Here is a 24294-nt window from a genome sequence, read left to right on the forward strand (position 1 = left end):
AGGGCTTTGGGGCTTCGCCCTGGCCTTCGGCCACCCTCGGCCCGGGCCTGCCTCCGAGCCAGCCTGCCACCCCTGTCAAGCGCCTCCCCCACACACCACACGGCGGCACTCCCGCGTGATGCCGGGCCGTGGCTACGGGCACCACGGGCACCACCGGCACCACCGGCACTACCGGCACCACGACCACCACGACCACCACAGCCACTACAGCCACCACAGCCACTACAGCCACCACGGCCCCCACGACGACGTAACCAACGCATCCCGACCGGTGTCGAATGGCGCGGCGACCACGCACCAACGCGCCGCGACCGGGCGCCGAGTGACGCGGCCAAGTATCGAGCGAGGCCCGCTCGGTGCTCGACCGGTGATCGACCGGTGCTCGATCGGCGATCGGGGGGTGATCAGGGGGTGACAAGGCGGGGGTGCAGCGGGTAGGTCTGCCGGACATGAGCATCGCACCCCTCCCCCTGGACGGGATCACCGTCGTCTCCGTCGAACAAGCCGTATCGGCCCCGTTCGCCACGCGCCAGCTCGCCGACCTCGGCGCCCGGGTGATCAAGGTCGAGCGGCCCGACGGCGGCGACTTCGCGCGCGGCTACGACACCGCGGCGCACGGACTGGCCTCGCACTTCGTGTGGGCCAACCGCGGCAAGGAGTCGATCGCCCTCGACCTCAAGGACCCGCGGGGCCTCGAGGTGCTGGAGCGGCTCGTCGCGGATGCGGACGTGTTCGTGCAGAACCTGGCCCAGGGGGCGGCGGCCCGGCTCGGCCTCGACGCGGCGGCGCTCTGCGCCCGCCACCCCCGTCTGGTCGCCGTCGACATCTCCGGGTACGGACCCGAGGGACCGTACGCCCACAAGCGGGCCTACGACATGCTGGTGCAGTGCGAGGCGGGGCTGGTGTCGGTGACCGGCACCCCGGAGCAGCCGGTCAAGGCCGGCGTCCCGGCGGCCGACATCGCGGCGGCGATGTACGCGTTCTCGGGCGTGCTCGCGGCCCTGCTGCGGCGCGCCACCACCGGGCTCGGCGGCCCCGTGGAGGTCTCGATGCTGGACGCGCTCGCCGAGTGGATGGGGCACCCGCTACACCACACCATGCACGGCGGACGGGAGCCGGAGCGGACGGGCCTGGCGCACGCGGTGATCGCCCCGTACGACGCCTACGCCACGGCCGACGGCGGCCGGGTCCTGCTGTCCGTGCAGAACGACCGGGAGTGGCGGCGGCTGGCCGAACACGTTCTGGAGCGGCCGGAGTTGGCCGAGGATGCGGCGTACGCGACCAATGCCGCGCGGACCGCGCACCGGGAACGGACGGACGCGGCGGTCGCGAAGGCCCTGGGCGCGCTCGACGCCGACGAGGCCGTACGGCGGCTGGAGGCGGCCGGGATCGCCTGCGCGCGCCTGAACACGGTCACCGAGCTGGCGGCGCATCCCCAGCTCGCAGCCCGGGACCGCTGGCGTGAGGTGGGGTCACCGGTGGGGCCGCTGCGGGCCCTGCTGCCGCCGATCGGACTGCCGGGCGGGGCGGAACCGCGCATGGGCGCGGTCCCCGCGCTCGGCGAGCACACCGACGCCCTGCTGCGCGCCCTGGGGATGACGGACGCGCAGATCACGGCACTGCGTGGGGACGGTGTGGTCGCCTGAGGATCGATGCCGGGGGACGGGTGCGGGACGGGACTGCTGCGTCAGTGGCGGCTGCCGAAGAGCGAGCGGCGGAGTCGGCGCAGCGGCGCGAAGAGCGAGACCCGCGCGCTCCGGCTCCGGTGGCCGTGCTTGACGTCGCGCGCCGTCAGCTCGCGCATCAGCAGGGTCGCCTCGGCGGCCTCGCGCTGCGGGATGGCGGGGCCACCCAGCACGGCGAGGTGGCGGTCGAGGCGCGTACTCGTCGCCTTGCTACCGCAGGTGATGGCAGGCACGCGGGGCGGCCTGCTGCGCATTGCTATCTGTTCCATGTCTCTCCCCACCCGTACGAGGGCACCCGGCCCGGGCAGGTTAACCCTATCGCCCCCGTATGGCAGTGCGGTATCCCGGGAGGGGTGATTGACCACGCACTAGACGGGATTGACGGTCACTCACCGAATTCGACCGTTACGCTCCGAACACGCTCGGCCGCGAAAGTGAATTCCGGGGCCCGTGGGGCGAGTTGCTCGGGGGCGGCGCCCGGAGTTGGCTCACGACGGGCTGGCAAATCGTCCGGACTGGGCTAACTTGGAGTGATCGCCCGGTTGCGGTCGAAGGGACCTCCGGGGGCGGCTCACCGGGTGCGGAACCCGGCTGCGGATGGGGGGCTCGCGTGGGCGGAGTTCCGAGCGGTGGGCCCGAGCGCCTGCTCGCCGGCCGGTACCGGCTGACCGGTCCGCTGGGGCAGGGTGCGCTGGGCCTGGTGTGGCGGGCCCGGGACGAGGTGCTGGGCCGCGACGTGGCCGTCAAGGAGGTGCGCGCGCCCGAGGGCGTGGACCCGGCCGAGGCGCGGCGGATGTACGTACGGCTGGAGCGCGAGGCGCGGGCCGCGGGCCGGATCACGCACCGCGGGGTCGTGCGGGTGTACGACGTGGCGCTCGAGGGCGGCCGCCCGTGGATCGTGATGGAGCTCGTCAAGGGGCTCTCGCTGGCGGAGGTCCTGGAGGCGGAGGGTCCGCTGCCGGCGCACCGGGCGGCGCACATCGGGGAGCAGGTGCTGGCGGCGCTGCGCTCGGCGCACGAGGCCGGGGTGCTGCACCGGGACGTCAAGCCGGGCAACGTGCTCATCGCCAACGACGGCCGGGTCCTGTTGAGCGACTTCGGGCTGTCGATGGCGGCGGGGGCGGCCGGCGCGCAGCCGGAGTTCCTCGCGCCGGAACGGGTGCTGGGCCGGGCCCCCGGGCCGGAGTCGGACCTCTGGTCGCTGGGCACGATGCTGCACGCGGCCGTGTCGGGGGCGTCGCCGTTCGCGCGGAGCACCCCGGACGCCACCCTGCGGGCCGTTCTGGACGAGGAGCCGCCCGTCGCACGCGGGGCCGGGGAGCTGGCCCCGGTGATCGCGGGACTGCTGCACAAGGACCCGGCGGCCCGCCTGTCGGCCCCGGAGGCGGCCCGGATGCTGCGGATCGTGGGCGCGGGCGGTTCGGTACGCGCCACCGGCGGACCGGCCTCGGACCCGGACCGGCCCCGCGGTGGGCCGGGCGGATCGGGCGGGTCGGGCGGGTCGGGCGGGGCAGGCTCTTCCGGCGCCTCGGGCGCCTCAGGCGGGTCCGGGACGGTGGGCGGGCGGGGCGGACCCGTGGGCGGTCCCGTGCGGGCACCCGGCCCGGGCGCCCCCGCCCCGGCGGGCCCGGCGGCCGCGGCGGACGACGGTCCCGCGGCCGGGACGTCCGGCGTCGGCGCGGGCCTGGTGCTGGCGGTCGGCGTGCTCGCCCTGCTGGCCGCGTTCACGACGCTGATCTGGGCGCTGCTCCGCTGACGCTCCGACACGACGCGGCCGGTGTCGGACGCGCGGCCGCCGACCGGCGCGGCTCGGCGTCGAGGAGGGGCAGGCCGGGCACGCAGGGCCGGGGGAAGGAAGGCCGGAGAGGGAAAGCCCGGGCCAGGGAAGGCCGGGCAGAGGAAGCCTGGGCCAGGGAAGGCCGGGCCAGGGAAGGCTGGGGAGAGGAAGGCCGGGGAGGCCCCGTCGGACGGGGCCTCCCCCACGGCTCACCGGATCTGGCGGTCCCGGTCGCCGCGTGCCGCACGGTTCGGCAGGAGCTCGACGGCGGACGGCCGTCAGGCCGCGGAGTTGAACGGCGGCAGGTAGCCGCCCGACTGCCCGGCGGCCGTCGGGTGGTACGACTCGCCGATGTTGAGCCAGTTGACGCTGTGCAGCCACGCGCTGCTGGAGCAGATCTCGTGGCCGGTGAAGGACCCGACGACCGAGGCGAAGGTGAAGCCGTGGTCGGCGGCGCGCTTGGCGGTCGCGGTGTTCAGGTAGTCGGCCGCGCCGTTGATGGCGCCGCGCTCGGTCTCGGACAGCCCGGTCGTGCAGGTCCCGGCGAGCTTGTAGAAGCGCGGGTACCCGAGCACCACCACGTGCGCGGCGGGCGCCTTGGCGCGGATCGCCGAGTACACCTGGTCGAGCTTGCCGGGCAGGGTGGAGTCGACGTACGCCTTCGCCTGGTTGATCCGGCTCAGGCAGGAGGACTCGGACTGCAGCACACAGGTCGTCATGACGTCGGAGAAGCCGGCGTCGTTGCCGCCGATCGTGATGCTGACGAGGTCGGTGTCCGCGTTCAGCGGACCCATCTGGCCGGAGAGGACGTCACCCGTACGAGCGCCCGAGCACGCGGTGAAACTGAAGCTGCCGGGTGAATGGGCGGCGGCCCAGAGGACCGGATAGGCCTTCGTGCTGCGTTTGCAGTTGCCGCTCGCACTGTCGTAGCTGCCGGCGCCGACGCCGGACGAGTACGAGTCGCCGAGCGCCACGTAGCCGAAGGAAGCGGCCTGTTGGGCCGCGGATGCCGGTGCGGCACCGAGGAGCGCGGCGGCCGCGGCGAGCGCGAACGACGACGCGAGCGCCGCGAGTCGGGACAGTTTCATGGACCCTCCCTTAGCAGGACTTCTGCGTCTTCCGTCGTAGCGCCGGACGCGGCCCTCTGGAAGTGTCCATGCCAAGAATGTTGCAGGAAGGATTGGCGGGAAACCTTCACCTGCCCGTGGTTTGCGTACGGAAGTACGGTGGACGAACCGGCGAAACCCGGGTGCGCGGGAGCAGTTGGTGCCGGATCATGACAGCCATGTCACAGACCTCGGGCGACCCGCGGCAGGCACTGCCGATCCGGCTCCACGTGGACGACAGCGACTCGCCGTCCGACGTGGTCGACGCGCTGTTCCTGGGCCGGTTCGCCAACGGCGAGCAGCCCTACTCCCACAGCACGACCATCGAACGGGTCAAGAAGGGCGCCACGCTCCTGCCGGCGACCGCCACCGTGCTCCGCGCGGCCCGCGACAGCGACCGCAGCGCCACCCTCGCCGAGGGCGAGGGCTGGACCCTGCTCGTCTCGCGCTGGAACCGCGGCGCCGACGTCACCGTCACCGCGGTCACCGAGGAGCTGGCGACCCGCGTGCTGGGCGAGGCCACCGAGGGCGCCCAGGACGAGCCCGAGCCGCAGCCCGAGAACGTCACGATGGGCTTCTGGTACGTCTCGCCGCGCCGCGGCCCGTACCGCACGACCCGTCAGATCGAGGCCGGCACCTGGGCCGAGGTCCGCCCGAACTACACCGGGCCGGTGGCCGGGGCCATGGACCGGCTCATGAAGGTCACCCCCGACGACATCTCGGGCCGGCTGCTCCTGCTGCACGGCCCGCCCGGCACCGGCAAGACCTCGGCGCTGCGCACCCTGGCCCGCTCGTGGCGCGACTGGTGCCAGGTGGACTGCGTGCTGGACCCGGAGCGGCTGTTCAACGACGTCGGCTACCTCATGGACATCGCCATCGGTGAGGACGAGGGCAACGCGAAGGGCCGCTGGCGGCTGCTGCTCCTGGAGGACTGCGACGAGCTGATCCGCGGCGAGGCCCGGCACACCGCCGGGCAGGCGCTGTCGCGGCTGCTGAACCTCACCGACGGGCTGCTGGGACAGGGCCGCAACGTCCTCGTCGGGGTCACCACCAACGAGGACCTGGAGCGGCTGCACCCCGCCGTGGTGCGGCCCGGACGCTGCCTGGCGCGCATCGAGGTGGGCAAGCTGACCCACCGTGAGGCGGTGGAGTGGCTGGGCACCGAGGAGGGCGTCCCGCGCGAGGGCGCCACGATCGCGGAGCTCTATGCACTGCGGCGGGGCACGGGCCCGGCCTCGGTGCCGTCCCAGCACGAGGGCGCGGACGCGGGGCTGTACCTCTAGGCACGGGCCTCAGTGGTGCCGTCCCGTGGGGGGTGGGGCGCCGAGGGGACCCGCGGGCCGGCACCGCTGGCCGCCGCCACGGGCCGCCGCCGCGGGCCGGCACCGCGGGCCGCCGCCACGGGGCCGCCGCCACGGGCCGGCACCGCCCGCGCCGTCGCTCAGTACCGCGCCCGCAGGGCCTCCCGTACGAGCTCCAGCGCGGCCTCCCGGTCGAGGCCGAGGCGCTGCGCCCGCTCGGCGTACGCCTGGGCCGCCACGGCGCCCTCGCGCTGCGCCGCGTCCCCGGCCGCGGCGACGAAGGTGCCGGCCCGGCCCCGGGTCTCGATCACCCCGTCCGCCTCCAGCGCGCGGTAGGCCTTGGCGACCGTGTTGGGGGCCAGGCCGAGGTCCTCCGCGAGGCCGCGTACGGTCGGCAGCTTGAAGCCCGCGGGCAGCCTGCCGCTGCGGGCCTGGCCGGCGATCTGGGCGCGCAGCTGCTCGTACGGCGCGGTCGCGGCGCCCGGGTCGACGGCGATCTTCAAGATCTTCGAGGTCACGGGCCCGATTCTCCCCCACCCTCCGGCCGGCCGGGCGCCCGCGCCGGAAACCGGCCGGGTGGTCGCACCGGACGACGGCGGCGGTCACGCCGGATGGCGGCCCGGCGGTCGCGCCGGATGGCGGCCCGGCGGTCGCGCCGGAAAATGGGAGGCGCCGGGCCCGGAGGCGGACGTAACGTCGCCGGACGTGAGCATCCTCATCCGCGATCTGCGCCCCGGCGACGACACCGACCTGACGGCCGCCTCCCGGGTACGGCACGCAGCGCTGCCCTACATGGTGAGCACCCCGGCCCGGCTGGCCTTCGAGCTGGCGGGCGCCAACCCCGCCGCCCGGCAGCGGATCCTGGTCGCCGAGGAGGCCGGTCGGGTCGTCGGCATCGCCGAGGCGGGTCTGGCCTACGACAGCCCCGAGCCCGGCCAGGCCTCGCTGAACACCTTCGTGGACCCCGCCCACCGGGGCCGGGGCGCCGGCGCTGCGCTGACCCGGGCCGGGGAGGAGCACCTGGCCGGCGCCGGCGCCGGCCACGTGTACACGTGGGTGCTCGACGAGCCTGCGTACACCGGGTTCGCGGCCCGTCGCGGCTACGCGCCGCGCCGCCGGGCGCACTTCCTGCGGCTGGACCTGGCCGCGGGCCCGCTGCCGGAGCGGGCGCCGCTGCCGCCGGGCGTCGAGCTGGTGTCGGCGGCGGCGTTCGCCGACGACCCGCGGCCGCTGTACGAGGCCGACGCGGACGCCACCGCCGACGAGCCGGGGGACGTGCCCGTGGAGCTGTCCGACTACGAGGACTGGTTGCGCACCGTGTGGCACGACCCCACCCTCGACCGCGAGCTGACGGTGGTCGCGCTCGTGGACGGCGCGGTGGCGGCTTTCAGCGCCGCCCGCACCGACGGCGCGGACCGCTACGGCTCGGCCATGACGGGCACCCGGCGCGCGTACCGCGGCCGCGGGCTCGCCAAGCTCGTGAAGAACGCCTCGCTGCACCGGGCCCGCGCGGCCGGCTACCGGGAGGCGTTCACGGGCAACGACGCGCAGAACGGCCCGATGCTGGCGGTCAACAAGTGGTTCGGGTACGAGATCTGCGCCACCGAGGTGCGGTACGTGAAGACGCTGACGACTCCGGAGGTCCCCCGATGAACATGGCCGTGGCACTGGTGAAGGCCGGCCGGGTCAAGGTCCGCTACCCCGCCGAACTGCTCGCCGACGACGGGCAGCGGGTGACGGTCCGCGCCCCGTGGGCGCTCGACACGGTGCGGGACTTCGGCTTCGTGCGGTTCGAGCCCGGGGACGTGTTCACCGAGCACTTCTGGCGGGACCGCTGGTACGCGGTGAAGGAGGTGCGCACCGGCGGGGGCGTCCTCAAGGGCTGGTACTGCGACGTGACCCGGCCCGCGGTGGTCGGGGACGGGGAGATCGTCTCGGAGGACCTCGACCTGGACCTGTGGGTGTCGGCCGACGCCTCGGCCGTACTGCGCCTGGACGAGGACGAGTTCGCCGAGAGCGGGTTGGCGGGCCGCGACCCGGAGGCGGCCCGGGCCGCCGAGGCGGCCCTCGACGAGCTCGAACTCCTCGCGAGACTGGGGAGGTTCGGGGAGATCCTGGCCTGACCGCACGGTCGTTTCCTGGCAACCCTCCGGATCTGATCCGAAGTCATAGTGCGTGCGGGGCGAGTCGCTTGCGGTAATGGAAGCGGTCGTAGACCCCGTCGACCCGGCGCTCGGTGAACTCGTAGCCGTAGCGCGGGTAGAGCTCCTGGTTCTCCCACATCAGCGCGTTGGTGTAGAGGCGGATCTCGGGCAGGCCGAGCCGGCGCGCGTGCGCGTCGGCGAAGCCCAGCAGCAGCCGCCCCAGGCCCGTTCCGCGGGCCCGGGGATGGACGGCGATGCTGTCGAGGAAGAGGTGGTCGCCGCCGGGCACGAGGACGACGACGCCGGACACGGGGGTGCCGGCGACGTACACGTGCCCGGCGGCGATGCCCGCCGCGTGGTCGGCGTCCATGGGTGCCGGCCGGATCCCGATGCGCGCGATGTAGTGGTGGTACGCGGCATCGGTGACCTCCCGCACGGCGTCCACGTCCGTACCCGTAGCCGCCCGCACCCCCGCCCAGGCCGGGTCTCCGGCCGGGCCGCTCCCCGCGCCCCGCGACGCGGTCCCGTCCTGCTGCGGCTGATCGCTCGTCAAGGGTCCCTCCGGGGCATCCGTACGCGGTCCTTAGTACCGGCTTAAGTCCATCCTAAAGATCTCTCTCCGGGTCCTTAACCAGGCGGTTCGTGGGATTTTCCGGGCTAGTTTCGAAGGGCGACGGGACGTGTCGCGGCGCCGTCGGGGGGCGGCGCCGTACGACGCGGTTTCCCCTTCCGGGCCCGTCGACGACCCGCGCCGCACCAAGGAGACCAGCCTCGTGACCGTTCGCCGCAGCACGGCCATCGTCACCGCCGCCCTCGCCTGCGCAGCACCGCTCGCGGTGGCCGCGCCCGCCGCCGCCCACGGGTCGATGACCGACCCCGTCAGCCGCGTCGCGGCCTGCTACGCGGAGGGTCCGGAGGCCCCGAAGTCGGCCGCCTGCAAGGCGGCCGTGAAGGCGAGCGGCACTCAGGCGTTCTACGACTGGAACGAGGTCAACATCGCCAACGCGGCCGGCCACCACAAGGCCCTCATACCGGACGGGAAGCTCTGCTCGGCCGGCAGGCCCAAGTACCGGGGCCTGGACCTGGCCCGCGCCGACTGGCCGGCCAGCCGGATGGCGGCGGGCAAGCACACCTTCCGCTACAGGGCGACCGCCCCGCACCGCGGCTCCTTCGCGCTCTACATCACCAAGGCCGGGTACGACCCGCGCAAGCCGCTGAAGTGGTCGGACCTGGAGTCGAAGCCGTTCGCGAAGGTCACCGACCCGGCGCTGTCCGGCGGCTCCTACGTGTTCACCGGCAAGGTCCCCCAGCGCTCCGGACGGCACCTGATCTACAGCATCTGGCAGCGCTCGGACAGCCCGGAGGCCTTCTACACCTGCTCGGACGTGGTCTTCAGGAGGACGACGCAGGGTGGCGGCAGCGGGACGGGCGGTACGGGCAGCACGTCCGGCGGTACGGGCAGCACGTCCGGCGGTACGGCCAGCACCAGCGGCGGTACCGGCGGCACCGCCCCCGGGCCGGTGGCCAGCGCCCCGTCCGACCGGCAGATCCGCGACGGCGCGGCCAGGTCGACGGTCAACCACAGCGGCCACGCGGGCCACGCCGGCCACGGCACGGCGGGGACCGCCGGCACGGGCACCGGCACCGGCGCCGGCTCCGAGACGGAGGCCAAGGCCGAGACCGGGACCCTGGCCGGCGGCCTGCGCCCGGCCGGTTCCGCCACCGACCTGGCCGAGACCGGCGCGAGCTCCCGCACCCCGCTCCTGGCGGTCGGCGGGGCCGGGGCGCTGGCCGTGGGCGCGGCCCTGCTGTTCGCGACGGTCCGCCGCCGGAGCGTCTCCGGCGGCGGCCGCCACGCGGGCTAGGTCGGCCCGGGCCCGGGTTCCGTCACTCGAAGACCGAGGCGCACGTGGTGCGTTCCGCGTGCGCCGGGTCGAGTGCGTTCAGGGCCTCGTGCCAGGCGATCCGGTCGGTCAGACCGATCGCGACGTGCTCGGAGAGGTCCAGCGGGCACAGGTCCTGGAGCAGGACGTTGCGCACGTCCGGCCCGTTCAGGAACTGGCTCTGGTACGGGGTGACCACCTCGTCGTAGCGGGTGGCGATGACCGTGTACTTCACGCCCGGGACGGTGTCGCCGCCCTCGTTGAGCTTCTTCTCGAACGCGGATCCGGCGATCTGGTCGGCCAGGCCCGGCGTCGCGGCGCTGATGAGGTCCTCGGCGCCGGGGAAGTACGGCAGGAGCTTGGTGAGCCCCAGCAGGGTCGTCCCGTGGTTGTCGGGGGCGAGCCCGACGAGGGCGTTGACCTTGCCGGCCCCGCCCAGGTACTTGAGGTACCAGCGCGGCATCATGCCGCCCTGGGAGTGGCCGACGAGGTCGGCCTCGGGGGCGCCGGTCGAGGCGAGCACCCGGTCGACGAACGCGGCGAGCTGGCCGGCGGACCGGTCGATGGGGCCGAGGCCGTTGAAGAACGGCACGCCGGGCAGCTGGCCGTAGTCGAGCGAGTAGACGCAGTAGCCGCGGTGCACGAGGTACGGCGCGAAGCCGAGCCAGTTGTCGACCGAGTTGCCGAAGGTCCCGTGGACGAGCACGACGGGGCGGGGGTGGGCGGCGGAGGGCTTGCAGTCCCAGTTGTTCCAGCCGCTGCTGGGGGCGGTGGCGGCCTGGGCGGGGACGGCGGTGAGGGCCGCGCCGGCGAGCATCAGGGCGGCGAGGGATCCGAGCAGTCTTTTCCAGCTTTTCCAGGGCAGCATCGAGTGCTCTCCTTGCGGTCAAGGGGGAATGCGATGTGGGGATTCGCCCGTGATCCGGATCACAAGGGTGAGCTGCTTCCCGCCAAATTACGGGCGAGTAGCAAAACTGGGAAGTTACGCGTCGGTAAAAACCTGGCGGCTCGTCAAGAGGCAACGATAAAGGCCGGGTTACGTCACGGTTTGGGCCACCTCGGGCGGGTCCTGGCCGAGCTGCCGGCGCACCGGGTCGACGCGTGCGCCCGGCACTGCGGGCACGCCGACCTGCTGCGCGAGTGCATCGACGGACGGGTGGGGCAGTGACGCGCGGCGGTCCCGTCCGCTAGGCGGCCGTACGCCCGGCCGGCCCCGGGCTCCGTGCCAGGGAGCCGGGAAGGACGGCCGTGGGCCCGAACTTCGCCCGTACCCGGTCGGCGACCGCCTCGATGCGCCGGGTCTTCTCGTCGTCGGGGTCGAAACTCAGCTGGCGGGCCGCCCGTTCGGCGGGCAGCAGCCCCTCCGCGCGCAGCGCGACCGCGCGCACCCGGGCCCGCTGGAGGCCCAGCCCCTCGTATACGGCGTACGCGGTCCGGGTGAGCGCGGCGGAGTGGGCCGTGGGCTCGGCCAGGACGCGGGTCCGGGTGAGGGTGGTGCGGTCGGCGCAGCGCACGGTGAGCGCCAGGGAACGGCAGGCCAGACCCTGGGCGCGCAGCCGGGCGCCCAGCTCCTCGGTGAGGGAGAGCAGGGCGCGGCGGTGCCGGTCCGGGTCGATCTCGTCGCGGCCGAAGGGGCGTTCGGCGGCCAGCGAGCGGGCGGCGGCACCCGGGACGACCGGGGTGCGGTCGATCCCGTGGGCCCGCTCGTACAGCTCGCGGCCGGCCCGGACGCCGACGATGCGCTGGAGGGCGGCGGGCGGGACGGCGGCGATCCGGCCGACCGTGCCGAGTCCGTACGCGCCCAGGGTCCGGGCCGTGGCGGTGCCGACGCCGTCGAGGGCGCCGGCCGGCTTGGCCGCGAGGAACGCCCGTACGGCGGCGGGGTCGTCCGGGACCACCAGGGTCCGGCCCGGCCGGGCCTCGCGGGCGGCCATGCGGGCCAGCATGGGGTTGGGGGCCGCACCGATGGCGCAGTCCACGCCGTACAGGGCGAGGGCGCGCACCCGTACGACGGCCGCCAGCTGGACGGCGTCGCGGGTGAAGTAGCGCAGTGCGCCGCGCACGTCGGCGAGCGCGGTCTCGGGGGGCAGCGCCTGCACCGTCGGGGTGAGGTCGCCGAGCAGCGTGAGCAGGCCGGTGTACGTCCCTGCGTCGAGCGGGGCTCCGTCCGGGCGCCGGAAGGCGAAGCACAGCACGGTGGGGGTGGTGCGGAGGGTGGTGCTGGGGGTGCCCCTTCCCCACCCCGCCCTTCCCCCGTTCCCCGGGGCTCCGCCCCGGCCCCCTCCCAGGGGCTCCGCCCCCGGACCCCCGCGCCTCAAACGCCGGCGGGGCTGGATGGTCCCCCCGCCCGGGTGCACTTCCGGCCCGCGCTCGTGCGGTTCCGGGACGTCCGGGCACGCTTGCAGACCGGCGGCGGGCGCGTTCAGCCCGTCCGGCGTTTGAGGACCGGGGTCCGGGGCGGAGCCCCGGGAGGGGGCGGGCGCGGAGCGCCCCGCACCGGCGGCGGCCGGGGTCGCCACCCCCGGTTTCGGGAAGGGGCAGGGTGGGGAACCGGCTCCGCGCAGCGGCACCCCGGCCGCGGCCCGCACCTGGTACGTCATCGTCCCGCGCTCCCCGGACTGGAGTGCCACAGCTTGCGCCCGGTGGCCGGACCGGAGCCGGGCGGCTGCAGGTCCGCCCACGGGTTCAGCTCGTACCCGGTGGGCAGGTGGATCCGCCGCCCGCCGGCACCCGAGCCACCGGGAGCACCGTCCCCGCGGGACCCGTCGCCGGCACCGTCCGCCCCGGCCCCGCCACCGGCCCCGCCGGAGCCACCGTCCGCCCCGTCGCCGCGCCCGTCGCCGCGCCCGTCGCCGCGCCCGTCGGAGGCATCGCCGGAGTCCCCGGCGGCGCCCGCACCGGAGGGACCGGAAGAGGAACCGGCACCGGAGGCGGCCCCCGAGCCCGCGGGGTCGGAGGACCCCGAGCCGGTGGCGGTGGCGCTCGCCGCGCCCTCGGCCAACCGCACGGCCACCGCGTCCAGCCCACCCGCACTCCGCAGCTCCGCCAGCTCCGCGAGGTTCCACGCGGCCGAGCCGACCACGCTCAGGCTCTGCGGCCCCCGCCGCTGCACCACACCGCGCACCAGCAGCAGCCAGGAGTGGAAGACGGTGTGCGCGCACCGCTCGTGGCTGTCGTCGAAGAAGGCCAGGTCGACCAGGCCGGTCCCGTCGTCGAGGGTGGTGAAGATGACCCGCCGCCCGGACCGGATCGGCGGGGTCTGGGTGGCCGCCTTGGCACCCGCGACCAGCACGGTCTGCCCGTGTTCGGCCTCCCGCAGCCGGCGGGCCGGCACGGCGCCCAGCTCGGCGAGGAAGGCGTGGTGGTCGGTCATCAGGTGCCGGGTGGCGTCCATGCCCAGGACGCCGAGCTCGGCGCTGAGCCGCTCGGCCTCGTTGAGGTCGGGCAGTCCGACCGGCGCGGTCTCCCGCCCACCCCCGAGCGGCAGTTGGCCGCCGCGCACACCGACCGCCCGCTGCGAGCGGTGGAGTTCGGACAGGTGCAGCAACAGGTCCCTCCGGTTGGCCCCGAAGGAGTCCAACGCGCCGACCTGCGCGAGCCGTTCGGCCACCGGGCGACCCGGGTGGGCGCGGTCCCAGAAGTCGAGCAGGGAGGCGTACGGCTGCCCGGCCTCGATGCGCTCGGCCTCCGCCCCGCTGATGCCGTGGACGTCGGAGAGCGCGAGCCGCAGGCCCCACCGCTCCGGCTCGTCGGACACCAGTTCGATGCGGTGGGCGACCGCGGAGCGGTTCACGTCCAGCGGCAGTACGGGCACCCCGCGCCGCCGGGCGTCCGCGAGCAGCAGCCGCTTGGGGTACATGCCCGGGTCGTGGGTGAGCAGCCCGGCGTAGAAGGCGGCCGGGTGGTGGGCCTTGAGCCAGGCGGACTGGTACGTCGGAACCGCGAACGCCACCGCGTGCGCCTTGCAGAAGCCGTACGAGCCGAAGGCCTCGACGATCTCCCAGGTCCGCGCGACCACCTCGGGCGGATACCCCCGCTCCCCGGCGTGCTGCGCGAACCAGGCCTTGATGCGGCCCTGGGACTCGGGGTCGGACAGGCCCCGGCGGACCCGGTCGGCCTCGTCGCGGCCGCAGCCGGTCATGATGTCCACGATCTCGATGATCTGCTCGTGGAAGACCACGACCCCGCACGTCTCCTTCAGCGGCCCCTCCAGGTCCGGGTGCGGGTAGCGGACGGGGGCGCGCCCGTGCCGGGCCTCGATGAAGGGCCGGACCATGTCGGCGGCGACCGGGCCCGGCCGGAACAGCGAGATGTCGACGACCAGGTCGTGGAAGGTGGCGGGCTGGAGCCGGCCGACCAGGTCACGCTGGCCCGGCGACTCGATCTGGAAGCAGCCGAGGGTCTCGGCGGAGCGGATCAGCCGGTAGGTGGCCTCGTCGCCGGGCGGCACCTGGGCGGGGTCGTCGAGGTCGAGGTCCCGGCCCGTGGCGCGCCGGACCTCGGCGACGGCGTGCGCCATCGCGGACTGCATCCGCACGCCCAGCACGTCGAGTTTGAGCAGGCCGAGGTCCTCGACGTCGTCCTTGTCGAACTGGGACATCGGGAAGCCCTCGCCGCTGGTCGGCACCACGGGGGTGCGCGCCAGCAGGGTGGCGTCGGAGAGCAGCACCCCGCACGGGTGCATGGCGACGCCGCGCGGCAGCGCGTCGAGGGCCTCGACCAGTTCCCACAGCCGTCCGTGCGGCTCGCCCTTGACGTCGCGCAGTTCGGGGAGTTCCTGCAGGGCCGCGCGGGCGTCGCGGGCGCGGATGTGCGGGAAGGCCTTGGCCAGCCGGTCGGTCTCGGCGGGGTCCATGGACAGGGCTGCGCCCACGTCGCGGATGGCGTGCCGGACCCGGTAGGTCTCGGGCATGGCGACGGTGGCGACCCGCTCGGCACCGAACCGGTCGATGATCGCCCGGTAGACCTCCAGGCGGCGGGCGGACTCCACGTCGATGTCGATGTCGGGCAGCACCGGGCGGCGCTTGGACAGGAAGCGTTCCATCAGCAGGTGCTGCTCGACCGGGTCGGCGTGCGCGATGCCGAGGAGGTGGTTGACGAGGGAGCCGGCGCCGGAGCCGCGGGCGGCCACCCGGATGCCCATGTCCCGTACGTCCGTCACGACTTGAGCGACCGTCAGGAAATAGGAGGCGTAGCCGTGGTGGGCGATGATGTCGAGCTCGTGGTGCATCCGGTCCCAGTACGCGCGCCGGTCGGCGTAGCCGCGCAGCACCATGCCGGCGGCGCACCGGGAGGCCAGGACGCGCTGGGCGGTACGGCGGTCGGCGCCGACCAGGTGGGGTTCGGGGAAGTGGACGGAGCCGATGCCGAGGTCGTCCTCGGGGTCGACGGCGCAGGCCTCGGCGGTCCGCCGGGTCTCGGCGAGCAGCCGGCGGGCGTCGGCGCCGCGCAGGCCGGCGGCCTCGGCGACCCGGTCGGCGAGGACGGCCATGTCCGCGGGGCCCTTGAGCCAGCGTTCGCCGCCGTCGAGGCCGCGGTGGGGGTCGATGGGGACGAGCCGGCGGGCCGCGTCCAGGACGTCGGCGACCGGGCCCTGGCCGGGGTCGGCGTACCGGACGGCGTTGGTCAGGACGGCCCGCACCCCTTGTTCCGCGGCGAAGCCGACGGTACGGGCGGCCAGCCGCAGCGAGCCGGGGCCGGTGCCGGGGCGGCCGTGGTGGACGGCCTCCAGGCGCAGGGCGTCGCCGTACGCCTCACGCCAGGGGGCGAGCAGCCGGGCGGCCCGGTCGGGGCGCCCGGCGGCCAGGGCCCGGCCGACCTCGGAGCCGGGGCCGAGCAGGACGAGGAGGCCGTCGCCGTGGTTCGCGGACCAGGGCAGCCGGGGCGGTTCGGCGCCGCCCGCGCGGCCCGCGGCGGCGGGGCCGGCCGCGGCGTGGGCGGCGGTGACCAGCCGGCACAGGTCGGCCCAGCCGGCGGCGCCGTCGCGGGCGAGGAAGACGGCGCGGGGGGCGGACTCGTCGATGAAGGCGCCGCCTTTGACGGGCGTGCGGCGGCGCTGGCTGGCACGGGCCGGCCCGCCCTCGGCGGGCGCGGCGGCGGCCGGCAGCGGGTCCACCGCCAGTTCGGTCCCGAACAGCGGCCGGATCCCGGCCCCGGCGCAGGCCTTGGCGAACCGGACCGCGCCCGCGAGGGTGTCGCGATCGGTGAGGGCCAGGGCGTCCATGCCCCGTTCGGCGGCACGCTCCGCCAGCCGCTCCGGGTGCGAGGCTCCGTAGCGTGCGGAGAACCCGGAAACGGTGTGCAGATGCGTAAAACCGGGCACCCGCGCCTCCTGCTTCCCTCTGATGACCCTGTTGGCCTGGTGGCCTGGTGGCCGCCTGGCGACCCGGCGACCTGGTGGCCTGTGTGGACCTGATGGCCGGATGTGCCTGATGGCCCGATGACCGCCTCCCCCCTTCTTCCACCATAGACCAGTTTCGAACATGAGTACGACACACATGTTCGAGCATCGTCGTCCGGGCGGTCCGTCATCCGTTCGGCCCTCCCCTGCTGTCCTTCCTCCCCTGCCCCACCGAGCGTGGGGGCATGACTCAGCGCACCGCCGAACCGCCGCCGGAAGCCGCTCCCCCGGGTCCCCAGGGGTTCCTCGCCGAGGTCAAGGACGCCGTCAGCGTCCGGGCCGCGCTGCTGGTCATCGGGGTACTGGCGCTCCAGCTCGCCTTCATCGCCTCGTACATCGGCGCCTTCCACCAGCCCGCGCCGCACGAGATCAGACTCGCCGTGGTCACCCCGGCCCCGCCGATCACCGACCAGGCGGTCGAGCAGCTGTCCGCCCTGCCCGGCGACCCGCTCGCGCCCCGCGCGGTCGAGGACGAGGCCGCGGCCCTGGAGCAGATCGGGAACCGGGACGTCGACGGCGCCCTGCTCATCGACCCGCGCGGCACCCGGGACCGCCTGCTCGTGGCCGGCGGCAACGGCTCCTCGCTCTCCCAGGCCCTGACCGAGGTGGTCCTGCGGGCCGAGGCCGCCCGGCAGCGCACGGTCGTGGTCGCCGACGTGGTCCCCGTCGACGAGGGCGACGCGCGCGGGCTGTCCGCGTTCTACCTGGTGATCGGCTGGTGCGTGGGCGGCTACCTGTGCGCGGCGATCCTGGCCATCAGCGCCGGGGCCCGCCCCGCGAACGGGGCCCGCGCCGTGATCCGGCTCGGTGCGCTGCTGCTGTACTCGATCGTCGCCGGCCTGCTCGGCGCGGTGATCGCCGGCCCGGTCCTGGACGCCCTGCCCGGCAGCGTCCCGGCACTGTGGGGGCTGGGCACGCTGCTGGTGTTCGCGGTCGGCGCCATCACCCTGGCCTTCCAGGGGGTGGCCGGCGTCATCGGCATCGGCCTGGCGATCCTGGTGGTGGTCGTGCTGGGCAACCCGAGCGCCGGCGGTGCCTACCCGTGGCCGCTGCTGCCGCCGTTCTGGCGGGCGATCGGCCCGTACTTCCCACCCGGCGCGGGCACGTACGCGGCCCGCTCGATCGCGTACTTCAAGGGCAACGACATGGCGATGTCCATGTGGGTGCTGGCCGGCTGGGCCGTGCTGGGCTCGGCGGTCACCGTGGCCGCGGCCGTCGTGCGCCGCGGCCGGGGCGGCCCGGCCGTGGGCACCACCCCCGACCCTGCGGCCCCGGCCGGGGCGGGTGCGTGAGGTCGGCGGGGCGGGTGTGTGGCGGACGAACCCCCTGTGGCACTGGCCCGAGCGCTGAAGGGGGCGCGCGGCCGGCTTCCGCGACGGCGGGCCTTCACCGGCTGCGGGCTCCCCCGGCAGCAGGGCGAGTGCGCCCTGTTGTGCGCCCTCTTCGGCCGGGACAATGTCCGTGGCACGCACAGACAACGGGCCGGCACGGACAGGGCACGTCGACCACGAGGGAGGCGGGGCGTGCGCAATCGGGTGCGCGCAGCGGACGGGCGGCAGCTGTTGGTCGAGCGGCTGGGGGACCCCCGCGGCAGGCCGGTGTTCCTGCTCCACGGCATGCCCGGCAGCCGGCTGGGCCCGGCCCCCCGGGGCATGGTCCTCTACCAGCGCCGGACGCAGCTCATCGCGTACGACCGCCCCGGCTACGGCGGCTCCGACCGCCACCCGGGCCGCACGGTCGCCGACGTCGCCCAGGACGTGGTCGCGATCGCCGACGCCCTCGGGATCGAGAAGTTCGCCGTCGCGGGCCGCTCGGGCGGCTCCCCGCACGCGCTGGCCTGCGCAGCGCTGCTGCCCGAGCGGGTCACCCGGACCGCGGCCCTGGTCGGGCTCGCGCCCTGGGACGCCGACGGGCTGGACTGGTTCGACGGCATGACCGCGCACAACGTGCGCGAGTACTCCACCGCGGCCGTCGACCCCGAGGAGCTGGCCGCCCGGCTCATCCCCCGCGCCGACGGCATCCGCAAGGACCCCAAGCGGCTGCTCGACGAACTGCGCCCCGAACTCACCGACCACGACCGGATGATCGTCTCCGATGCCGGACTGCGCCGAATGCTGGAGGCCAACTACCGGGAAGGGCTGCGGACTTCCGCGTACGGCTGGATCGACGACGTCATCGCGCTGTGCAGCCCCTGGGGCTTCGACCCGGCCGACATCCGCTGCCCGGTGCTGCTCTGGCACGGCGAGCAGGACGTGTTCTCCCCCGTCGGCCACTCGCGCTGGCTGGCCCGCCGGATCCCGGGCGCCACGGCCACCATCGAGCCGGCCGCGGCCCACTTCGCCGCCTTCCGCGCGCTGCCGCAGATCCTGACCTGGCTGCTGCGGGACCTTCCGGGGGCGGAGGGCTGATCCGGGGGCTCAGCCTCGGGTGGTGAGGTGGGGGCTGCGGCCCCACCCGAGGCGGGCGGGCAGCCCAGGCCGGCCGGCGCGCCGTTCGGCTGACGGCGCGCCGTGCCGGGCGGCAGCGCTCACACCGCCAGCGGCTCCAGGTCCCGGTGCACCCGGCGGGCCTCCCGGGCGTACCGGGTCAGCGCGTGGTCGTCGCCCAGCTGCCGGGTCAGTTCCGCCACCGCCTCGGCCCGCAACCGGGCGGCCTCCTCCTTGCGGCCCAGCGCGTCGAAGGTGACCGACAGGTTGCAGGCCGCGCTCAGGGTGTCCGGGTGGTCGGCCCCGAGCGCCGCGCGCAGCCGCGCCAGCGCCGCCGTCTCCCACGCCAGCGCCCCTTCCGGATCGCCGAGGTCCGCCTGGGCGTTGGCCAGGTTGAGCGTGGCGCACACGGTGTGCGGATGGTCGTCGCCCAGGACGTCCCGCATGAGCGCGATCGCGTCCCTGAGCTTCTTCTCCGCCACCTCCGGAGCGCCCGTGCCCCAGTGGAAGACCGCGAGGTTGTTGATGGCGGCCAGGGTGTACGGGTGCCGGGCGCCCGGCACCTGCACGTACTCGTCCACCACCTCCTGGGCGGTGTCGCGGGCCAGCTCCGCCTCCCCCGCGGCGAAGAGGTCGGCCGCGTAGTTCAGGTCGCAGGCCAGCAGGTCGGGGTTGACCGAGGTGTACTTCGCCTTGTAGCGGGCCCGGGTGGCCTTGGTGAGCCGCAGCGCGTCCTCCAGCAGTCCGGCCCGGCGCAGCGACACCGCCAGGCTCTTGCCGGCCGCGAGCGTGCCGGGGAAGGCGCGGCCGAGTCCGTCCTTGTAGGTCTGGTACGTCCGGCTGAGCAGTTGCGCCGACTCCTCGTAGCGGCCGATCTCGCGCAGGTCGCGGGCGAGGTTCTGGGCGGAGGAGAGGGTGTACGGGTGCTCCGGGCCGAGCACCTCCTGGCGCAGCCGGTAGACCTCCTCGTCGATGTTGTACGCGTCCTTGTAGCGGCCGACCATCCGCAGGTTCAGGGCGCGGTTGTTGGCGGCCGCCAGGGTGCGCGGGTGCGCCTCGTGGAAGATCTGGCTGAAGCCGTTGTGCGCGGCGGTGGCCAGTTCCATGGCCTTGCCGTACTGGCCGAGCGCGCCGAGGTCCATGGCCAGGCCGCTGGTGGTCATGTAGGTGTGCGGGTGGGACGGGCCGAGGGCGGTCACCTGGCGTTCCAGCGTGACCTCGTCGAGCTCCTTGGCCTCCACGAACCGCCCTTGCGAGCGGAGGATGTTGGAGAGGTGGAAGCGCAGGTACAGGTACTGCAGGTCGCTGTCGCCGAGGGTCTCCTTCCACACCTCCCGCAGTTCGCTGGCCAGTTGGAAGGCGGCCTTGAAGTCGCCGCGCTTCCACAGGTAGCGGACCCGGTCGATGAGCAGCCGCCGGGTCTCCGGCTCGGAGCACAACCGGGCCTCGGAGGTGCCCAGATGGGGCCAGATGGTGGCGAACCGCGGCCAGGTGTCGGGGTTGTCTATCGGCTCGTCGTCGTCGGGCCGGGCACCGGCCAGGATGCGGTGGACGGCGTGCCGGGCCTCGCGCTGCTCCTCCTCGCTCAGCTGGGCCCGGATGACGGCCTGCACCAGGCGGTGGACCTGGATGCTGTTGCTGACCTGGTCGACCTTGGCCAGCGCGAAGCGGCCGATCTCGCGGATGACGCGGCCGAGGACCAGTTTCTCCTGGAGGGAGGCGTCGTACGGCTTGAGCGCGTCGATCATCTCCTTGCTGTAGAGGAGGTTCGCGCTGATCGGCTCGGGCGCGAAGAAGGCGCACAGCTGGAGCAGCCGGACCGCGGCGGGCGAGCGGCTCTGCAGGCGCTCTATCGACACGTTCCACGTCGCGGCCACCGGCTCGGGGTAGCCGGCCGGCTGGTTGAGGCCGAGGACGCGGGCGGCCTGCTGGGCGAGCTGTTCGAGGTACGCGGAGACGGGCGTGGCGGTCTCGGCGATCCAGGCGCCGGCCTGCTCGACGGCCAGCGGCAGGTCGCCGACGGCGGTGGCCACCTGGTCGGCGTCCTCCGCCGTCAGGCCGGGGGCGCGCCGCTGGAGGTGCTCGACGGACTCCTCGCGCAGGAACACGTCGACCGGGAGCGCGTCCCCGTACTGCGACCAGCTCTGGTTGCGGGAGGTGACGAGGATGTGGCCGGGTCCGCCGGGCGGGAAGAAGCGCTTGAGGGTCTCGGGGTCGTCGGCGTTGTCGAAGACCAGCAGCCAGCGGGAGGTGGGGCGGCCGAGCCGGAGCAGGTCGATGGCCTCCTGGGAGGCGGCGGCCATGTCCTCGCCGGTCTGGGCGCCGAGCCGGACGGCGAGTTCGGCCAGGCCGGCCACCACGTCGTCGGTCTGCTCGGAGGAGATCCACCACACCAGGTCGTAGTCGGCCATGAAGCGGTGCACGTATTCGAGCGCCACCTGGGTCTTGCCCACGCCGCCGAGCCCGTACAGGGTCTGCGGCTGCGGCAGGACGACGGAGATCCCGCCGCCGAGCTGGTCGCGCATCCGCTCCAGGACGATGCTGCGGCCGGTGAATCCGGGGTTGCGGGGCGGCGCGTTCCAGATCTTGGGTACGGTGCCGGGGAACCGGGGTCCGGGGACCGCTCCGTCGGCGGGCTGGGCGGGCCGCTCCAGGGTGCGCAGCAGCGCCGTGGTGGCGTGCGCCTCGTCGAGCCGGAACAGGTCGACCGGGCTGCGGTCCAGGTACGGGGCGCTCAGCCGGACGTCGCCGACGCGCAGCGGTACGAGGCTGCGGCGGCTGGAGGTGAGGTCCTCGCCGGCGATCCGCTCCAGCGCCTCCATGGCGCGGGCGGACTTGGTGAAGGCGGCGGAGAGCAGGACCACGGTGCGGGACGGGCTCTCGCCGGGGGAGAAGCCGCCGCCGAGGGTGTCCCCGGAGCCGGCGGCCGCACCGGACGGCGCCCCGGCGGCCGGGCCGGATCCGAGGCCGGCACCGACGCCGAGGCCCGCGCCGGGACCGCCACCGGGACCGCCGCCGGGCCGCTCGGCCGAGACGTCCCGCGGCACGACGCGGAAGCCGGCCCGGGTCAGGACGGACTCGACCCAGTCGGCCCACATCCGGTTCTCGGCGACGTAGTGGAGCGCCAGGTCGGCGGGCAGGGCGGGGCGCCGCCGGGTGAAGGCGTCGCGGATCCGCAGCCGGACGTCCTCGGCGATCGCGGGCATGGCGGTGATCCGGCCCTCGCTGACCACGGAGGTCAGGCGTTCGAAGGCGGACAGGAGGGAGTTGGTCAGGCCCGCCTCGTCGCCGAAGGTGGCGAGGGTCTCCTCGTACGCGTAGTAGGGGCGGTACGGGATCTCCACCGCGCCCCAGTAGGCGGTGGCCTCGTCCCCGGCCAGCCCGCTGGGGAAGCGGTCGAACTTGACCCGGGCGAGGGCGCGCCCGGCGTCGGCCTTCTCCTTCTCGCCCTCGTCGATGCGCATGGGCACCGGGAAGATCCGGATCCCGCGGTCGGCGTACCGCTCGTCGATCTGCCGGGCGACGGCGGCCGCGCCGTCGATGGACTGGTCGGAGAGGGTGAAGCAGTCGACCAGGACGTCGGGTAGGTGCACGGTGCAGATGTCGGCGATGTCGCTCAGGCCGGTGCGGCTGTCGATCAGGACGTAGTCGTAGTGCTTCTTCATGTCCGCGCGCAGGGCGTCGAAGAACAGTCCGCCGCCGAGCCGGTCGTAGAAGTTGTCCCAGTCGAAGGTGGAGACGGTGGCCGAGTACTCGCGGTTCTGCCGGCCGGCGGAGACGAAGTCGAGGGTGCCGCCGTCGGGGAACTCCCAGCCGAGCGCCTCGGGGGTGAGCGAGACGGCGTGCTGCTGGATGCGGGCGTAGTCGTGGTGCCAGTTCTCGGAGCGCTGCACGGGGCTGGTGGCGGCCCAGGCGTACTCGGTGATCAGGTCGATGACGCCGGTGGTGGCGCCGAGGGTGGAGGGGTCGAGGAAGGGGTGGAAGAAGCGGTGCAGGCCGGGGGCTTCGAGGTCCCAGTCGACGGCCAGCACCCGCTTGCCGTTGGCCGCGAGGATCCAGGCGGTGTTGGCCAGGGCCATGGTGCGGCCGGTGCCGCCCTTGTACGAGTAGAAGGTGACGATGCGTCCGTCACGACTGGCCGTCATCCGTGTCCTCCGCATCGGTGTCGAGGTCTTCGTACGAGGGCGAGGGCGGGGCCGGGGGCGTGGGCCCGGTGGTGCGGGGTGCCGGGGCCGCCGGGAAGGGCGGCGGGGGCGGTGGGGGCGGACCGGCCATGCCCATCGGCCCCAGCAGGCGCGGCCGTTCGGTGTGGCCGCCCGCCGGGGGGTAGACCTGGGCGTGTCTGAGGAACTGCTGCGCGGCGGCCTCGACCACCTGCGGCAGGATCTGCCCGAGGGCCTCCATGCTGGTCACACCGTTGGCCGCGGCCCGGCAGGCGGCCCGCCCCTGACTCATCTTGACCGGCATGGTGTCCTCCAGCCGATGGACCAACTCGCTCTCCTTCGCGCGGCTCTGGTGGTCGAACCGGTTCCACGGCACGACCACGCTGACCCAGGGCCGGTGCTCCTGGTCGAAGGCGGCCAGGCGCTGCCGGCGCTGCTCGTCGGCCACCGCCCAGCGGTCCACGATCAGGATCTCCGGGCGGCTGGGGGGCTGTTTGCTGTCGAAGTGCCCGGCCTCGTCGTCGAAGGAGGCCGTGGTGGTCTGGTAGTTGAGCGAGCGCACCAGGTCCTCGGCGACGTAGGCGACCGGGCGGCGGGCGTCGGGGTGGTACGGGTTCCAGTCCAGGGCGCTCTCGCCGTAGTACTCGGCGCTGCGGCCCTCGGGCAGGTCGTGCCGGGTGGCGGCGGCGACCGTGACCTGCATGGTGCGGGCGGTGCCGGCGGGGCCGGCGGGCGCCGCCCGGCGGGGGCCGAAGGCGCTGGGGACCATGCGGTAGTCGACGGGGCGGCTGGTGCGCAGCCGGACCGACTCGGCCACGCGGACGATGCGCTTGGCGAGCTCGTAGACGGCCCGCTCGTACTGCTCGGCGTAGCTGCGGAGCTTGATCAGCCCGTACAGCCCGTCGGTGACGTAGCGGTCGCCGAAGGTGTTGTGGTTGAACTGCAACCGCTCGGCGGGACCGGGGAGTTGGTCGGGGGGTACCGGGACCCACAGGGCGGGCACGATGGCCTCGGCGGGCTCGTTGCTGAGTGCGCTGTGCCGGATGGCCCGCTCGGCGAAGGCGTACCACTCCTTGCCGCACATCTCGCTGGCGAAGTAGCGGGGCGAGAACAGCGGTACGAAGACCAGGCAGGAGGCGAGGGCGGCGCCCAGCCGCTCGGACCAGCCCTCGCCGGAGCGTATCTCCCGGTCCATGAAGCCCGCGGCCGAGCCGGCGGGCAGGTCCGTCAGGGCCATCACGTGGCCGCACAGGTCGCGGAAGAGCCGCTCGACCCACATGTCGGGGTCGGGCCCGCCCGCCGCGTACCTCGGGGTATGCGCATAGCTGAGAAAGAAGTACGGCTGCGCTGCTGAAGGCACACGACCCCCGTCCCGTGATGACCACTCACACCGAAAGGAACGATCCCCT

The 24294-nt window shown here is 74.6% G+C and carries 16 protein-coding genes and 2 pseudogenes; 9 read left to right on the forward strand and 9 right to left on the reverse strand.

Annotation, left to right across the window (positions count from 1 at the left end; all coding sequences use genetic code 11):
* Positions 1–449 precede the first annotated feature (449 nt).
* On the forward strand, positions 450–1646 hold the full coding sequence (locus IF43_RS0125825; RefSeq protein ID WP_030205154.1) for a CaiB/BaiF CoA-transferase family protein: 1197 nt from the start codon (positions 450–452) through the stop codon (positions 1644–1646).
* A 41-nt stretch (positions 1647–1687) separates the two neighbouring features.
* Here the strand turns inward: IF43_RS0125825 and IF43_RS0125830 are convergent, their stop codons facing one another.
* The gene (locus IF43_RS0125830) at positions 1688–1954 is read right to left on the reverse strand and encodes a hypothetical protein (RefSeq protein WP_078910451.1); all 267 of its coding nucleotides are present in this window, start codon (positions 1952–1954) and stop codon (positions 1688–1690) included.
* 341 nt (positions 1955–2295) lie between these two features.
* On the opposite strand from IF43_RS0125830, the pseudogene IF43_RS0125835 reads away from it, so the two are divergent.
* Positions 2296–3114, forward strand: a pseudogene (locus IF43_RS0125835) (serine/threonine-protein kinase); the annotation flags it as partial.
* Between the two features lie 626 nt (positions 3115–3740).
* Here IF43_RS0125835 and IF43_RS0125840 read toward each other — a convergent pair.
* Entirely contained in the window at positions 3741–4550 is an 810-nt protein-coding gene (locus tag IF43_RS0125840) for an SGNH/GDSL hydrolase family protein (protein ID WP_030205165.1), read from the reverse strand.
* 197 nt (positions 4551–4747) lie between these two features.
* Between IF43_RS0125840 and IF43_RS0125845 the strand changes: the two genes are divergently transcribed.
* A complete protein-coding gene (locus tag IF43_RS0125845) occupies positions 4748–5851 on the forward strand; it encodes a DUF5925 domain-containing protein (protein ID WP_037890065.1) in 1104 nt (367 codons plus the stop codon).
* 158 nt (positions 5852–6009) lie between these two features.
* Here the strand turns inward: IF43_RS0125845 and IF43_RS0125850 are convergent, their stop codons facing one another.
* Positions 6010–6387, reverse strand: coding sequence for a GntR family transcriptional regulator (locus IF43_RS0125850; protein WP_030205171.1), 378 nt, complete (start codon positions 6385–6387; stop codon positions 6010–6012).
* Positions 6388–6574: 187 nt separating this feature from the next.
* Here IF43_RS0125850 and IF43_RS0125855 point away from each other — a divergent pair, with 187 nt between their 5' ends.
* Positions 6575–7522, forward strand: coding sequence for a GNAT family N-acetyltransferase (locus IF43_RS0125855; protein WP_030205173.1), 948 nt, complete (start codon positions 6575–6577; stop codon positions 7520–7522).
* Positions 7519–7992 (forward strand): DUF402 domain-containing protein, encoded by a 474-nt coding sequence (locus IF43_RS0125860; RefSeq protein WP_030205176.1) that lies wholly within the window; start codon positions 7519–7521, stop codon positions 7990–7992. The genes IF43_RS0125855 and IF43_RS0125860 overlap by 4 nt, the downstream gene beginning before the upstream one ends.
* Positions 7993–8035: 43 nt before the next feature.
* Here the strand turns inward: IF43_RS0125860 and IF43_RS0125865 are convergent, their stop codons facing one another.
* Positions 8036–8482: a GNAT family N-acetyltransferase gene (locus tag IF43_RS0125865; RefSeq protein ID WP_030205179.1), complete on the reverse strand. Its 447-nt coding sequence runs from the start codon at positions 8480–8482 to the stop codon at positions 8036–8038.
* 304 nt (positions 8483–8786) lie between these two features.
* On the opposite strand from IF43_RS0125865, the gene IF43_RS0125870 reads away from it, so the two are divergent.
* Positions 8787–9878, forward strand: coding sequence for a lytic polysaccharide monooxygenase (locus tag IF43_RS0125870; protein ID WP_030205184.1), 1092 nt, complete (start codon positions 8787–8789; stop codon positions 9876–9878).
* Positions 9879–9900: 22 nt separating this feature from the next.
* On the opposite strand, the gene IF43_RS0125875 is transcribed toward IF43_RS0125870, so the two are convergent.
* On the reverse strand, positions 9901–10764 hold the full coding sequence (locus tag IF43_RS0125875) for a triacylglycerol lipase (RefSeq protein ID WP_030205187.1): 864 nt from the start codon (positions 10762–10764) through the stop codon (positions 9901–9903).
* Positions 10765–10965: 201 nt separating this feature from the next.
* Here IF43_RS0125875 and IF43_RS41800 point away from each other — a divergent pair.
* Positions 10966–11064: pseudogene (locus tag IF43_RS41800) on the forward strand (DUF664 domain-containing protein); the annotation flags it as partial.
* A 19-nt stretch (positions 11065–11083) separates the two neighbouring features.
* Here IF43_RS41800 and IF43_RS0125885 read toward each other — a convergent pair.
* Both IF43_RS0125885 and IF43_RS0125890 read right to left on the reverse strand, forming a co-directional pair.
* The gene (locus tag IF43_RS0125885; RefSeq protein WP_158939493.1) at positions 11084–12088 is read right to left on the reverse strand and encodes a hypothetical protein; all 1005 of its coding nucleotides are present in this window, start codon (positions 12086–12088) and stop codon (positions 11084–11086) included.
* 404 nt (positions 12089–12492) lie between these two features.
* Positions 12493–16218, reverse strand: a complete 3726-nt coding sequence (locus IF43_RS0125890) for a DNA polymerase III subunit alpha (RefSeq protein WP_030205191.1) — start codon at positions 16216–16218, stop codon at positions 12493–12495.
* 263 nt (positions 16219–16481) lie between these two features.
* Here IF43_RS0125890 and IF43_RS0125895 point away from each other — a divergent pair, with 263 nt between their 5' ends.
* Complete coding sequence (locus IF43_RS0125895; RefSeq protein ID WP_051796143.1) at positions 16482–17588, forward strand: hypothetical protein; 1107 nt, start codon at positions 16482–16484, stop codon at positions 17586–17588.
* Positions 17589–17819: 231 nt separating this feature from the next.
* Positions 17820–18704 carry an alpha/beta fold hydrolase gene (locus IF43_RS0125900; protein ID WP_030205195.1) on the forward strand — a complete coding sequence of 295 codons (885 nt, stop codon included), beginning with the start codon at positions 17820–17822 and terminating at the stop codon, positions 18702–18704.
* 119 nt (positions 18705–18823) lie between these two features.
* Here the strand turns inward: IF43_RS0125900 and fxsT are convergent, their stop codons facing one another.
* Both fxsT and IF43_RS0125910 read right to left on the reverse strand, forming a co-directional pair.
* The gene (gene fxsT, locus IF43_RS0125905) at positions 18824–22867 is read right to left on the reverse strand and encodes an FxSxx-COOH system tetratricopeptide repeat protein (RefSeq protein ID WP_030205197.1); all 4044 of its coding nucleotides are present in this window, start codon (positions 22865–22867) and stop codon (positions 18824–18826) included.
* Positions 22851–24245 (reverse strand): TIR-like protein FxsC, encoded by a 1395-nt coding sequence (locus tag IF43_RS0125910; protein ID WP_234332540.1) that lies wholly within the window; start codon positions 24243–24245, stop codon positions 22851–22853. Before IF43_RS0125910 ends, fxsT begins: the two co-directional genes overlap by 17 nt.
* Between the last annotated feature and the right edge of the window lie 49 nt (positions 24246–24294).

The sequence above is a fragment of the Streptomyces sp. NRRL S-87 genome (assembly GCF_000719335.1).
In the GTDB taxonomy this organism is placed as follows: domain Bacteria; phylum Actinomycetota; class Actinomycetes; order Streptomycetales; family Streptomycetaceae; genus Streptomyces.